We start from the raw sequence: 13,497 nt of genomic DNA on the forward strand, positions 1-13,497 counted from the left end.
ATTGAGGAGATGCAACATGGCGGTGACGTCTACAGCTCAGGCTTGTGATTTGGTAATTTTTGGGGCGAAAGGAGACTTAGCCCGCCGGAAATTAATGCCTTCCCTTTATCAGTTAGAAAAAGCGGGTTATATCCATCCAGATACCCGAATTATCGGCGTTGGTCGTGCTGACTGGGATAAAAAAGCCTATACCAAAGTCGTTGAAGAAGCGTTGACTACATTTATGCCCGAGAAATTGGATCCAGAATTGTGGAAGAAGCTCAGTTCACGGCTGGAATTCTGTAATTTGGACGTTAATGAAACGGAACATTTTACCGAATTGGCAAAAATACTTAATAAAGACAACTTGCCGACTATTCATTATTTTGCCATGCCGCCAAATACGTTTGGTTCAGTATGTCATGGGCTGGGAGCTGCGGGGCTGAATAAGGAGCCCAACCGCGTTGTGATGGAAAAACCTCTGGGAACTGATCTTGCTTCTTCCAAATCAATCAATGATGAAGTAGCAAAATATTTCAATGAGAGCCAAATCTACCGCATTGACCATTATTTAGGTAAAGAAACTGTATTGAACCTGCTGGCACTGCGTTTTGCCAACTCACTGTTCGTCAATAACTGGGATCATCGCACGATTGATCATGTGCAAATCACCGTTGCTGAAGAAGTCGGTATCGAAGGGCGGTGGGGTTATTTTGATCAGGCTGGTCAGATGCGCGACATGATCCAGAACCACCTTCTGCAAATCCTGACCATGATTGCCATGTCGCCACCGGCTGACCTGACGGCTGACCGAATTCGTGATGAGAAAGTGAAAGTGTTGCGTTCATTACGTCGCATTGATCAGACCAACGTGCGGGAAAAAACCGTTCGTGGGCAATATACCGCAGGTTTCGTGCATGGTAAGAAAGTTCCTGGTTATCTGGAGGAAGAGGGGGCAAATAAAGCCAGTAAAACGGAAACTTTTGTATCGATTCGTGTCGATATTGATGATTGGCGCTGGTCTGGCGTACCTTTCTACTTGAGAACCGGAAAACGTTTACCAGCTAAATGTTCCGAAGTTGTTGTCTATTTCAAAGAGCCTTCTTTGAATCTGTTTGCTGAATCCTACCAGCAATTACCACAGAACAAATTGACGATTCGCTTACAGCCAGATGAAGGTATTGATATCGAAGTGCTGAATAAAGCACCAGGGCTGGAGCATAAACACCGGTTGCAGACGACCAAACTGGATCTGAGCTTCTCCGAAACATTCAATCAGACGCACCTTGCGGATGCCTACGAAAGATTGCTGTTGGAGGCTATGCGTGGCATTCAGGCATTGTTCGTCCGTCGTGATGAAGTAGAAGAAGCCTGGAAATGGGTGGATTCCATCATGGAAGCATGGGCGGCGGATAATGAACCTCCGAAGCCTTATCAAGCAGGCACTTGGGGGCCTGTGGCTTCTATCGCTATGATTACTCGTGATGGGCGTTCATGGAATGAATTTGAGTAACCTGTGTATTCATGAGATTGCATTCACTCTATTAATATAAAACTACTTGAATAGCCGGACTTGATATTCGGCTATTTTTCTTGTAGGGAATGGCAGGCGTTGCTCTCTGTTGTTTGACGGTACAACTGAAGGTTTCGCTATCGTAACCCTTATCCGCAACCATAAAATCCGATGGCGGTGGGGTTGTTCCACAAGGCTTTCCGCATGAACAATATCAAAGTAAATTTACTTTTTTAAATGTTTTTGATATTCGTCACATCAAAAAAATTTCATTACGTTACTTAATTGAGCTTGAGTGGCTGAGTGAAATTCAATAGGCAGGAAAGATAGTCGTATGTGGTTTTTGCGATAACACGCAGTTTCCGATTCCAGGCCATACGTCATTAATTAAAGGTAGGCTTCTATGGTATCGTTGTGATAAAAATGGCACCTTGCCAAAGGATAAAGATATCGATTACACAAGATATTCTGTACTGTTGGCGGGGGAGCTTTTTTTCAATAATGGTAAGTTAATGACATGGAATAATCGGAGCGGACATTATCGCCCTAGTGGTGATCCGGTATTAAAGTTTAAAGCTACCGATCATATCTTGCCCCAAAAATTGTTTAAACCAACTGGGTTGTAAGATGAGTTGTATTGCATAAAATATGATTGGTTCTATCAATTGAGTTCGGTATGTGAATTCATGAAGTTGAAGGTTTTAGATCTGCAGAGAAAATTGTTATGAATGAAAATAATAAATAAATCTACTCATTGATTTTTACTTTGGACTATGGTAGAAATATGTCATTAATTTCCACAACTAATATGAGGGTTCGTAGTATATCGCATAGTGATCATCGTGTGATGAAAGAATAAAATATCATGAATAGCGCCAAAAGCGTCAACATTCAACACAGTAATAAAATTCAACGTTGTACCCACGTTTTTTTCCTCTCAACTATCTTATCTAGTGAGCACTATTGGTGCGGCGCCCTTTAGGGGCTTCTCCTGTTAACCGGTTTTTCACCGGCAATCCCCATTTGCCAAAATATTTCGCTAAAAAGTCAGTTTGATTCTGATATTGCGTATTTGTATTTACGCCTAATCTTGTTGGCATTTACCGCTTGATATCTTGGCATGCTTATCAGTATGTTCAGGAGAAAAAAATGATTTATTGGATATTTCTTGCACTGGCGATAGTGGCAGAAGTTATTGGTACTCTGTCGATGAAACACGCCAGCGTTTCGGGTGATTTTACAGGCATGATCGTGATGTACACCATGATTACAACTTCTTATATTTTGCTGGCGCTTGCCGTGAAAAAAGTGGCCTTGGGCGTGGCTTATGCTCTATGGGAAGGCATTGGTATCCTGTTTATTACCGCTTTTAGTGTACTGTGGTTTGATGAGACACTGTCGTTGATGAAAATGGGTGGATTAGCATTGCTGATAGCAGGGATTGCATTGATCAAAATTGGTGCGAAAAAAGCCCCAAATCATACCTCAAATAACACTTCAAACAAGGTTTCAAATAAGCAAATCAGGGAGGCATAATATGTTAACTCAATTTGAATGGTGGCATGCCGCGTTCTTGGTTCTGGCTGTTTTTCTGGAAATTGTAGCGAATATTTTATTGAAATTATCCAATGGTTTTCAGCGTTTATGGATCGGTATTTTATCTCTGGTCGCTGTTTTGGGTGCATTCAGTGCATTGGCTCAGGCTGTTAAAGGAATTGAACTTTCTATCGCTTACGCTCTGTGGGGGGCATTCGGCATTATTGCTACAGTAGCAGCGGGCTGGATCATGTTTAATCAACGACTGAATTTTAAGGGATGGGGCGGTATTGTGCTGCTGTTGATTGGTATGGCAATAATTAAAATGGCTTAACATTTATTTTGCGTTCCATACCTTAAATTCAATCCATAAAATGGCATTGAGTGAGCGATAACTCCTTCAATGCCCTATGAGTTGTGATGAATTCAGGTTATAAGGCTGCGATAATTTTGATTTCTACTTTATATTTTGGATTCATCAGTTCTGCCTGAACGGTACAGCGGACAGGTGCGCTTCCAGCAATCACCCACGCATCCCAAGCGGTGTTCATACCCGCAAAATCGGCTTTATCCGCCAAGAAAATCGTAGCATCCAAGATTTTGCTCTTATCTGAGTTAAGACGATGTAACAGGGTATCAATGGCTGCCAGTGTATCGGTGGTTTGCTCTGTGATATTGCCGTCCAGCTTTTCTGGCACGCTGGTATAATAGATGGTGTCATTGTAAACGACCGCCTCAGACCAACGGGTATCTGGATCAATGCGTTTAATAGTCATTAAGTCTCCTGTTAATTCATACAGTTTTTTGCTGAATTGGGTGGTTATTACACCTCAGTATTGGCATAATTCTGCCACATTTTATTGAAAGAGACAGTTCGTGTCAGACGATTTTGCGAAAAATGGCGTACTTGCCAAAGCCATACCGGGTTTTAAGCCGCGTGATGCTCAACGGGAAATGTCTTCAGCTATTTCGACTGCGATCAAAAAACAGCAGCAATTAGTGGTGGAAGCAGGAACAGGAACGGGTAAGACATTTGCTTATTTGGTGCCTGCTTTGCGTTCCGGAAAAAAAGTGATCATTTCCACTGGCTCCAAGGCGTTGCAGGATCAGCTCTACAGTCGAGATCTCCCTACCATCGTTGGTGCTTTGGGCTTTACGGGTAATTTGGCTCTATTAAAAGGGCGTTCAAATTATTTATGCCTTGAACGCCTCGAACAACAGTCAATCGGTAATTCTCAGTTGGAAGCTGAGATATTGGCGGAAGTGATCAAACTGAGACATTGGTCAGCCCAAACGGAAGAGGGTGATATCAGCACATGCTATCAAGTGGCGGAAGATAGCACTGTTTGGCCGTTGGTCACGAGTACTAATGATAATTGCCTTGGCAGCGATTGCCCACGCTATCAGGAATGTTTTGTTTTGAAAGCCCGCCGCAAAGCGATGGAAGCGGATGTGGTGATCGTTAACCATCATCTATTTATGGCAGATATGGTGGTTAAGGATACTGGATTTGGGGAATTAATTCCGAAGGCTGATGTAGTGATCTTCGATGAAGCACACCAAATTCCTGATATCGCCAGCCAATATTTTGGTCAGCAGCTGAGTAGCCGCCAATTGATGGATTTATCGCGTGATATCACCATGGCTTACCGTATTGAAGTGCGGGATCAGGCTCAGTTGCAAAAAAGTGCTGATCGTCTTAGCCAAAGTGCGCAGGATTTTCGCCTGTCGTTGGGAGAAAGCAGTTATCGGGGCAATCTTCGCGAAGCTTTGCAGCAGCAACAGGTTCAGCGGGCATTGGTACGGATGGACGATGCCCTTGAACTTTGTTATGACGTAATGAAGCTATCTTTAGGGCGTTCAGCCATGCTAGATGCGGCTTTTGAACGGGCAACGATTTATCGTAATCGTCTTAAACGTCTGATTGATGTCACCATCCCCAATTACAGCTACTGGTTCGAAAGTTATGGGCGGCATTTTCTGCTGGCACTGACGCCGTTATCTGTTTCTGATAAGTTCAGTGAGATGATCCGTGAACAATCAGGCTGTTGGATTTTTACGTCGGCAACTTTGTCGGTCAATGAACAGCTCGATCATTTCACGGAGCGTTTGGGACTGAAGCAAGCCCAGACGCTGCTTCTGCCAAGTCCCTTTGATTATCAGCGCCAGATGCTGTTGTGTGTGCCGCGCCATTTGCCATCACCGAACCAGAATGGTGGGGCAAAATGGCTGGTGCGTATGTTGAAGCCATTGATTGAAAGTAATAAAGGACGTTGCTTTTTCCTCTGCACTTCCCATCAAATGATGCGCAATTTGGCGGAAGAATTCCGTGCCAGTATGACATTGCCGGTATTGGTGCAGGGAGAAACGAGCAAGGGGCAATTGCTGGCACAATTTATTTCAGCGGGTAATGCACTGCTGGTGGCTACAGGCAGTTTTTGGGAAGGAGTAGACGTCCGTGGTGATGCGCTGTCCTGTGTCATTATTGATAAATTGCCGTTTACCGCACCGGATGATCCACTGCTTAAGGCACGTATTGAAGATTGCCAGCTTAAGGGCGGCGATGCTTTTAATGAAGTTCAACTGCCTGATGCGGTGCTCAGTTTGAAGCAGGGAGTTGGGCGCCTGATTCGTGATATTGATGACTATGGTGTTGTTGTGATTTGTGATAACCGATTGGTGATGCGTCCGTATGGTGAAGTTTTTCTTAAGAGCCTGCCACCAGCACTTCGTACCCGTGATTTATCAAAAGCGATAACGTTTCTGAAATCACGTCCATCACAGTCAGAGTAAAATTGTCGGGGCTATGCTAGTATAGCCCCTTGTTTCGAATTCTATTCTTGCCGGAGTTAAGGCATGTCCACGCGGATTTTAGCTATTGATACTGCAACTGAAGCCTGTTCTGTTGCACTTTGGAATAAAGGTGCCGTTGAGGCACAGTTTGAAATTTCCCCACGAGAGCACACTCAACGTATTTTACCGATGGTTCAAGAAGTATTATCAAAGGGCAACGTGAGTCTGCAACAATTGAATGCGTTGGCATTCGGTCGTGGGCCGGGTAGTTTTACTGGCGTGCGGATTGGTGTTGGCATTGCCCAGGGTCTGGCATTGGGCGCCGAATTGCCGATGCTTGGTGTTTCTTCCCTGAAAACGATGGCGCAAGGGGCGTTTCGTCTGAAAGGGGCAACAAACGTTTTGGTTGCCATTGATGCACGCATGGGCGAAATCTATTGGGGACAATATACCCGTAATTCACAAGGTAAATGGCAAGGAGATGAAACGGAAGCGGTTTTGAAGCCGGAACAGGTACAAGAGATTATGAATTCTCTGCCAGGTGAATGGGCGATTGCTGGAACAGGATGGGAATCATATCCTCAATTATTGGACAGCCATTTAACACTGGTAGCCAGTGATATTACCTTGCCCCATGCGGAAGATATGCTGCCACTGGCGGTTCAGATGTGGGACGCGGGGGAAGCGACGGCGGTTGAACATGCTGAACCTGTCTATCTGCGTAATGAAGTGACATGGAAAAAATTACCGGGTCGTTAAAGTTCTTCTGCCTCGTGCAATAAAATTCATGCAACTTGTAGCAGGAAGCGGTGTCCATGAGTATAGATAATCAGACTATAGTGGATTAATCATAGTTAATTGAACCAAGTTAATTAAGACAATGTTGATTAAATAGTAGTTAATTGGGTCAACTTTTCTTGAGTCGGAGGATTTATGCTCAATGGAACACATTATCGAGGCATACTGCAAGCAGCGATGTTATTGGGAATAATGGTGCTTGCAGGTTGTGTATCGGTTCCTGAGGTCATCAAGGGAACGACCAAAACGCCTGTAGAGAATCTGTTTCCTGTCAAAAATGCACCTGAATTATATATTGGGTATGAGGGACGCTTTGGTGGGAAGGTACTCAGTGTCTTAAATGAAAAAGATCAGACTCGGTTGGAAATTTCTGCTATGCACTTGGCGGACAACGCAGCCCCACGTTTGGATACACCTTCTCTGGGGCGAATTTATGCCTACGTGAATACTTTCTTAGAACCTAGTGATTTTAAAGATCATTATGTGACTGTCGTGGGTTTAATCACTGGTATAGAAAAGGGAAAAGTAGGCAATAGTCCGTATAATTACGTTGTGATGAATGTCTCGGGTTTTAAACGCTGGAATGAATCTCAGCGAGTGATTTTGCCTTCTGCTGTTGGCCCTGATTCATGGGGCTATTATAGTAACCCTTATGCCCCGTATTGGGGGGGATATTCACCATTCCAACCTGCGTCCAGTTGAACCGATTTTAACTGAGTAAACCTACCTGCCAATCGAATGGGTAAAGACAACATAAAATGGCTTCATGGTTACTGAGGTCATTTTATGCACTGAATCCGATCTTAAATTCTATTCTTAATAATTAGCTTTTATTGGGGTATTCTACTTATAACCATTTGGAATAATAACGTTACTTTAAGTCAAAAAATGGTAAATAAGTGTATAATCAATAAATTATAACTCAAAGTGTTATTAAGTTAATTAAGTTATTGATAAATAATAAAAATACGCAGGCGGCAGAAGCTGCCTTATTTTTTGGCAGTAATTAATTGTATTAAATTAGTGATGTGTATCGCCAACCTGAACATTGTTTCTTTTCAAACTGGTACGCTGAGTTAATAATTTGTTAAATATACAGGTCTAGTTTGTTTTATGGTCAGTGGTTACACCGCAATTAGATTTCAGGAGTATTCAACTTGGAAAAAGTTTGGCTAAAACATTATCCGGCAGATGTTCCGGCAGAGATAGATCCCGACCGTTATTCGTCTCTGATTGAAATGTTTGAAAATGCAGTGGCGCGTTATGCCGATCAAGTCGTATTTATTAATATGGGCGAGGTAATGACTTTCCGTAAATTGGAAGAGCGTAGCCGTGCCTTTGCTGCCTATTTACAGAATGGGCTGGGGTTGAAAAAAGGGGATCGCGTGGCATTAATGATGCCAAACTTACTGCAATACCCCGTAGCACTGTTTGGCATTCTGCGCGCAGGGATGATAGTTGTAAATGTTAACCCGCTCTATACCCCACGTGAATTGGAACACCAGCTTAATGACAGCGGGACATCTGCCATTGTTATCGTTTCTAACTTTGCGCATACCTTAGAAAAGATTGTTTTCAACACACAAATCAAACACGTTATTTTAACGCGTATGGGAGATCAACTCTCTCGTCCGAAAGGAACTTTTGTCGATTTCGTCGTTAAATACGTTAAACGGCTCGTGCCTAAGTATCACTTACCGGATGCCATTTCTTTTCGTAGTGCGATGCACAAAGGCTATCGCATGCAGTATGTCAAACCGGATGTGAAAGGTGATGATTTGGCGTTTCTGCAATATACGGGTGGAACCACTGGTGTAGCTAAAGGCGCAATGCTGACTCACCGTAATATGTTGGCAAACCTCGAACAGGCTAAAGCCAATTATTCTCCGTTAATGAAGCCTGGGCAAGAGTTAGTGGTAACTGCATTGCCGTTGTACCATATCTTTGCTTTGACAATAAACTGCTTGTTCTTCATTGAATTGGGCGGGCAAAATCTGTTGATTACCAACCCTCGCGATGTAAACGGCACGGTCAAAGAACTATCGCGTTATCGCTTCACTGCACTATCGGGTGTTAACACGCTATTCAATGTTTGGCTGAATAACCCAGAATTCCAGAAGCTGAATTTCTCCTCATTAAACTTATCTGTTGGTGGCGGCATGGCTGTGCAAAGAGTTGTGGCCGAAAAATGGCAAAATCTGACCGGTTGTCTTCTACTGGAAGGTTATGGACTAACAGAATGTTCCCCTCTGGTTTCAGCTAATCCTTATAACTCGGCTCATTACAGTGGCAGTATTGGCTTCCCAGTCGCTTCGACAGAAATCAAGCTGATAGGGAATGATGACAATGAAGTTCCACAGGGCGAAGTGGGTGAAATGTGGGTACGTGGGCCACAGGTGATGAAAGGTTACTGGAACCGTCCTGATGCGACGGATGAGGTGTTGAAAGACGGCTGGTTGGCGACAGGGGATATTGCCAACATAGATGAAAAAGGTTTTTTTCACATTGTTGATCGGAAAAAAGACATGATTCTGGTTTCCGGTTTTAATGTCTATCCAAATGAAGTAGAAGATGTTGTTTCTTCCCATCCGAAAGTGTTAGAGTCGGCAGCAGTGGGCGTTCCGAGTGAAAACTCGGGAGAAGCTGTCAAAATATTTGTAGTTCGTAAAGATCTCAGTTTAACTGAGGATGAACTTAAGACACATTGCCGTCGTTACCTGACGGGATATAAGGTACCAAAACTCATTGAATTCCGTGATGAGTTGCCAAAATCTAACGTAGGTAAAATTCTTCGCAAAGAACTACGCAACGAAGAATTAGCAAAAGCGAATAATGCTGCTATAAATTGATCACGTTTATTTCTATACCCAATTGATTTTAAATCATAGGTAGCCAGCAAAGCAGCCACTTGAAAAAGATGGGGTATAAAGGTAAATGAAATGTTTGAAGATTGCCTATCACATCAACAACGCCGGTTTTTACCGGCGTTGTTGTGCTCGTCTTATGAATGATTAAGAGAATGATGTTTTGAATTATCAGTTGATTACTACCGATGCGCAATTGCAGTCAATCTGTGAGCGGGCAAAAAAACACGTAAGAATTGCACTAGATACTGAATTTATACGTACACGGACGTATTATCCCCAATTAGGTTTGATACAACTGTTTGATGGTGAACAGCTTTCTCTGATTGATCCCCTCGAAATTTCGCAATGGCAGCCCTTTAGGGAGTTATTGATTGATCCAGACGTATTAAAATTTATCCATGCCGGAAGTGAGGATTTAGAGGTTTTTGTGAATAGTTTTCACTGTTTGCCAGAGCCTATGATTGATACTCAGGTATTGGCAGCCTTTACGGGTCATCCTATATCGTGCGGTTTTGCAACATTGGTTGCTGAATATCTGCATGTAGCATTGGATAAGAGTGAATCCCGTACCGATTGGTTGGCTCGTCCGTTGAGCGGAAAGCAATGTGAATACGCTGCGGCAGATGTTTACTACTTATTACCACTCGCCGATATTCTGATGAAAAAAACAGAGCAGGCGGGATACTTGGATGCGGCAAAAGATGAAAGTGATCTGATTGCCCAACGTCGTCAAGAAGTATTAATGCCGGAGTGCGCTTATAAGGATATTGGTAATGCATGGCAATTGCGCCCAAAACAATTGGCCTGTTTGAAAAAATTGGCTGCATGGCGATTAAATCAGGCACGAGAGCGTGATCTTGCGATCAATTTTGTGATCCGTGAAGAAAATTTATGGCAGGTTGCCCGTTATATGCCGACTTCTTTGGGTGAATTGGATGCTTTGGGATTGAGCGGACAGGAAATCCGCTGTCATGGCCGCCGATTGCTGGCAATGGTTGCGGAGAGCAGAGATATTCCAGAAGAAGAGTGTCCGGAGCAACTTACGAATTTGATTGATTATCCGGATTATCGCAAGGTTTTTAAGGAAATTAAATCATCGGTTACTCAGGTGAGTGAATCTCACCAATTCAGCGCAGAATTGCTGGCTTCTCGCCGACAAATCAATCAACTGCTCTGCTGGCATTGGAAACTGAAATCGCCGGCGTGTCAGCCTGAATTACTCAGAGGCTGGCGTGGAAAGTTGCTGGCTGAATCTATCGCCGGAATATTGGCAAACTATTCAGAGCAATAACGTCAGAGCATTAACGGTCACCGTACCATTTAAATATTGCGGTTTTGATTCCCTGTCTGATACACAGGCAGGGAAGATAGGGAAGTAGAGCTATGTTTGTGCCGTTATTTCAGCGGCAGTATCATTCTCATTTTCACTGACAGTGAACCACGGATAATATTGCACTCGACGACATGAACTGTAGGTGTTTTATAGTAGAGATTGAAATCAATATTCTGCATGAGTTACTTCTTTTGAGTGAAATTTTTAAGGGTTATGTTTCAGAAGGTAACGTATGGATATGAGTGGCCTACTATTCGTTATTTGTATAATGAATATGAAGAAGGGAATGTAAAAAGTGGGAAAACAGGCGAAAAATTGAATAAAAAAACTCAGTCAATGTGTTTGTGGATCTTAAATCGGGATGTCATAACATCCCGATTTATTATTGATAAATCAGAGCATTAAATTAAATAGCGCCATTTGATGCTGTTATTTTGGCGATTCCTCAACCTCAGGTAATGTTACATTCAGTTCTAGTACAGATATGTCATCATTTTTTTGCTCAAACTGTACAGAAAGCATATTTGGATCGATTTGTACATATTTACAAATCACAGCCAGAATATCCCGTTTCATTTCAGGCAAATAGGCAGGCTCAGAGTCACCACGGCGCCGCTCTGCCACGATGATTTGTAGCCGCTCCTTGGCGATATTGGCTGTCGGTTTTTTTCTCGACAGGAAGAAATCTAACAAAGCCATGCGTTACCCCCCAAACAGGCGTTTTAAAAAGCCCTTTTTTTCTTCCTCGATGAAACGGAAAGGCCGTTCTTCACCGAGTAAACGTAAAATAGTATCTTCGTATGCTTTACCCGCATCAGAATCTTTATCCAAAATGACCGGTTCTCCTTGGTTGGACGAACGGAGAACGGATTGATCTTCTGGAATGACACCAAGCAAAGGAATACACAGAATTTCCAGTACATCTTCCATACTAAGCATATCGCCGCGGTTCACACGTCCTGGATTATAACGTGTCAACAGAAGGTGTTCTTTGATAGCTTCATTTCCTTGCTCTGCGCGGCGTGATTTAGACGCCAAGATACCTAAAATACGGTCAGAATCACGAACAGATGAAACTTCCGGGTTTGTCGTAATAATTGCTTCATCGGCAAAGTAGAGTGCCATCAATGCACCGCTTTCAATACCTGCGGGTGAATCACAGATAATGAAATCAAATCCTTGTTGATCCAATTCATTTAGAATTTTCTCGACGCCATCGCGGGTGAGGGCTTCTTTATCTCGGGTTTGAGAGGCGGGCAGAATGTATAGATTCTCTGTGCGCTTATCTTTGATAAGTGCTTGATTTAAGCCGGCATCACCTTGAATGACATTCACGAAGTCAAAGACCACTCGGCGTTCACAGCCCATGATCAGATCGAGGTTCCGTAAACCGATATCAAAATCGATAACTACGGTTTTTTTCCCTCTTTGGGCGAGACCGGTAGCAATGGCCGCGCTTGAAGTGGTTTTGCCAACGCCACCTTTACCAGATGTAACAACAATAATGCGTGCCATGAAGCGATTCCTTGTTATAAGGGCTAGACTAAGGTTTCAATAGTTAATTCATTGTTCACCAGACGTAATTTTGCTGCTTTGCCAACAAAATTCTCTGGGATTTTTTCGCTGAGCCAATATTGACCAGCAATAGAGGTGAGCTCAGCATTTAAATGGGTGCAGAAAATCTGGCTTTCTTGATCACCAGATGCGCCTGCCAATACGCGTCCACGTAGCACACCATATATATGAATATTTCCATCAGCGATTAATTCTGCACCGGCGCTCACATTATTAATCACAATGAGATCACTATTTGGTGCATAAATTCTTTGTCCTGAACGGACAGGTGTATTAATTATACGAGTTTTTTTGAAAATAGGTTCAATCGGTTTATTTTCTTGAGTAAGAAATTTCTGACTTTTACCTTCTTTCAATAAAGGAAGTTCTAATTTTAGAACAATTTTTCGTTGTTCTTCATCTTGACAGCCGCTGATTCCAACAATACGCAACCCAACTGACTCAACGGCTCGGTAGAGTGCGAGGAGATCTGCATCAACTGGGAGAGCAGATATATTGATAACAACGGGAGCATTTTTCAGGAATTCAGGGGCTTGTTCCATTTTTTCCTGCATAGCTCTATGAATGACTTCCGGCTGATCATCATACAAATGAACGACCGAAAGCGTAAAATTACTGCCTTTTAGCTCAATTGGCGACTGTGACATTGATATTTTGACTCAGCAAGGTTAAGTTTCCCAGAGAAGTTTACTAAAATATTTTTCTAGAACAGCATTTGGGAGACGATATTCTTAAATATAATAAGCATGTTATAGTTAGTGAATTATTCAAGCAAGTCGCAGAGTTAATTTAAAAGAGTTCATGACAATGATTTGTGTAATCTATAGAAGTCTAAAACGTGATCAGACATATCTTTATGTTGAAAAAAGAGGTGATTTTTCGCGCGTTCCTGAAGAGTTATTAAAAACATTTGGTGAACCCCAATATTCAATGATGATCTCATTATCTGAAAGAAAAAAATTGGCCAATGCTGATATTGAAAAAGTAAAAGCAGCTTTGAGTGAACAAGGATTCTACCTGCAAGTACCACCACCAGTGGAAAGTTTGATCAATGAGCATCTGGCATCAAACAAGCCAACCAAGCAGTAAAAAAGTCGCTGGCA

General features: G+C 42.7%; 13 protein-coding genes. 9 read left to right on the forward strand and 4 right to left on the reverse strand.

Features of this window, described 5'->3' with window-relative positions:
* Positions 1-16: 16 nt before the first annotated feature.
* From zwf to mdtI, 3 genes are all read left to right on the forward strand, one after another.
* The gene (gene zwf / locus H8A87_RS00640; RefSeq protein ID WP_198688107.1) at positions 17-1,492 is read left to right on the forward strand and encodes a glucose-6-phosphate dehydrogenase; all 1,476 of its coding nucleotides are present in this window, start codon (positions 17-19) and stop codon (positions 1,490-1,492) included.
* Positions 1,493-2,641: 1,149 nt separating this feature from the next.
* Entirely contained in the window at positions 2,642-3,028 is a 387-nt protein-coding gene (gene mdtJ, locus H8A87_RS00645) for a multidrug/spermidine efflux SMR transporter subunit MdtJ (RefSeq protein ID WP_198688108.1), read from the forward strand.
* A gap of 1 nt (position 3,029) precedes the next feature.
* On the forward strand, positions 3,030-3,362 hold the full coding sequence (gene mdtI, locus H8A87_RS00650; RefSeq protein WP_198688109.1) for a multidrug/spermidine efflux SMR transporter subunit MdtI: 333 nt from the start codon (positions 3,030-3,032) through the stop codon (positions 3,360-3,362).
* A gap of 97 nt (positions 3,363-3,459) precedes the next feature.
* Here the strand turns inward: mdtI and H8A87_RS00655 are convergent, their stop codons facing one another.
* Positions 3,460-3,804 (reverse strand): RidA family protein, encoded by a 345-nt coding sequence (locus H8A87_RS00655; RefSeq protein WP_198688110.1) that lies wholly within the window; start codon positions 3,802-3,804, stop codon positions 3,460-3,462.
* A 100-nt stretch (positions 3,805-3,904) separates the two neighbouring features.
* On the opposite strand from H8A87_RS00655, the gene H8A87_RS00660 reads away from it, so the two are divergent.
* From H8A87_RS00660 to rnd, 5 genes are all read left to right on the forward strand, one after another.
* On the forward strand, positions 3,905-5,821 hold the full coding sequence (locus tag H8A87_RS00660; RefSeq protein WP_198688111.1) for an ATP-dependent DNA helicase: 1,917 nt from the start codon (positions 3,905-3,907) through the stop codon (positions 5,819-5,821).
* Positions 5,822-5,884: 63 nt separating this feature from the next.
* The gene (gene tsaB, locus H8A87_RS00665) at positions 5,885-6,580 is read left to right on the forward strand and encodes a tRNA (adenosine(37)-N6)-threonylcarbamoyltransferase complex dimerization subunit type 1 TsaB (protein ID WP_198688112.1); all 696 of its coding nucleotides are present in this window, start codon (positions 5,885-5,887) and stop codon (positions 6,578-6,580) included.
* 174 nt (positions 6,581-6,754) lie between these two features.
* The gene (locus H8A87_RS00670) at positions 6,755-7,321 is read left to right on the forward strand and encodes a Slp family lipoprotein (protein ID WP_232369985.1); all 567 of its coding nucleotides are present in this window, start codon (positions 6,755-6,757) and stop codon (positions 7,319-7,321) included.
* Between the two features lie 455 nt (positions 7,322-7,776).
* Positions 7,777-9,468 (forward strand): long-chain-fatty-acid--CoA ligase FadD, encoded by a 1,692-nt coding sequence (fadD, locus tag H8A87_RS00675; RefSeq protein WP_198688113.1) that lies wholly within the window; start codon positions 7,777-7,779, stop codon positions 9,466-9,468.
* A gap of 178 nt (positions 9,469-9,646) precedes the next feature.
* On the forward strand, positions 9,647-10,777 hold the full coding sequence (rnd, locus tag H8A87_RS00680; protein ID WP_198688114.1) for a ribonuclease D: 1,131 nt from the start codon (positions 9,647-9,649) through the stop codon (positions 10,775-10,777).
* A 471-nt stretch (positions 10,778-11,248) separates the two neighbouring features.
* Here the strand turns inward: rnd and minE are convergent, their stop codons facing one another.
* From minE to minC, 3 genes are read right to left on the reverse strand one after another with little or no spacing between them, the layout of a single operon-like run.
* On the reverse strand, positions 11,249-11,518 hold the full coding sequence (minE, locus tag H8A87_RS00685; protein ID WP_198688115.1) for a cell division topological specificity factor MinE: 270 nt from the start codon (positions 11,516-11,518) through the stop codon (positions 11,249-11,251).
* Positions 11,519-11,521: 3 nt separating this feature from the next.
* Entirely contained in the window at positions 11,522-12,334 is an 813-nt protein-coding gene (gene minD, locus H8A87_RS00690) for a septum site-determining protein MinD (RefSeq protein WP_198688116.1), read from the reverse strand.
* A 23-nt stretch (positions 12,335-12,357) separates the two neighbouring features.
* Positions 12,358-13,041 carry a septum site-determining protein MinC gene (gene minC / locus H8A87_RS00695; RefSeq protein ID WP_198688117.1) on the reverse strand — a complete coding sequence of 228 codons (684 nt, stop codon included), beginning with the start codon at positions 13,039-13,041 and terminating at the stop codon, positions 12,358-12,360.
* Between the two features lie 160 nt (positions 13,042-13,201).
* On the opposite strand from minC, the gene H8A87_RS00700 reads away from it, so the two are divergent.
* Positions 13,202-13,483, forward strand: coding sequence for a YcgL domain-containing protein (locus tag H8A87_RS00700; RefSeq protein ID WP_198688179.1), 282 nt, complete (start codon positions 13,202-13,204; stop codon positions 13,481-13,483).
* Positions 13,484-13,497 lie beyond the last annotated feature (14 nt).

Origin of the sequence: Xenorhabdus lircayensis (assembly GCF_016306625.1) — a bacterium.
GTDB classification, from domain to species: Bacteria; Pseudomonadota; Gammaproteobacteria; order Enterobacterales; family Enterobacteriaceae; genus Xenorhabdus; species Xenorhabdus lircayensis.

What these genes read in the sequence shown, in the direction of transcription:
- mdtJ (WP_198688108.1), top strand. Translation starts at nt 2,642, where the DNA reads ATGATTTATTGGATATTTCTTGCACTGGCGATAGTGGCAGAAGTTATT.
- H8A87_RS00655 (WP_198688110.1), bottom strand. Translation starts at nt 3,804, where the DNA reads ATGACTATTAAACGCATTGATCCAGATACCCGTTGGTCTGAGGCGGTC.
- tsaB (WP_198688112.1), top strand. Translation starts at nt 5,885, where the DNA reads ATGTCCACGCGGATTTTAGCTATTGATACTGCAACTGAAGCCTGTTCT.
- zwf (WP_198688107.1), top strand. Translation starts at nt 17, where the DNA reads ATGGCGGTGACGTCTACAGCTCAGGCTTGTGATTTGGTAATTTTTGGG.
- H8A87_RS00700 (WP_198688179.1), top strand. Translation starts at nt 13,202, where the DNA reads ATGATTTGTGTAATCTATAGAAGTCTAAAACGTGATCAGACATATCTT.
- mdtI (WP_198688109.1), top strand. Translation starts at nt 3,030, where the DNA reads ATGTTAACTCAATTTGAATGGTGGCATGCCGCGTTCTTGGTTCTGGCT.
- minC (WP_198688117.1), bottom strand. Translation starts at nt 13,041, where the DNA reads ATGTCACAGTCGCCAATTGAGCTAAAAGGCAGTAATTTTACGCTTTCG.
- H8A87_RS00670 (WP_232369985.1), top strand. Translation starts at nt 6,755, where the DNA reads ATGCTCAATGGAACACATTATCGAGGCATACTGCAAGCAGCGATGTTA.
- minE (WP_198688115.1), bottom strand. Translation starts at nt 11,518, where the DNA reads ATGGCTTTGTTAGATTTCTTCCTGTCGAGAAAAAAACCGACAGCCAAT.
- minD (WP_198688116.1), bottom strand. Translation starts at nt 12,334, where the DNA reads ATGGCACGCATTATTGTTGTTACATCTGGTAAAGGTGGCGTTGGCAAA.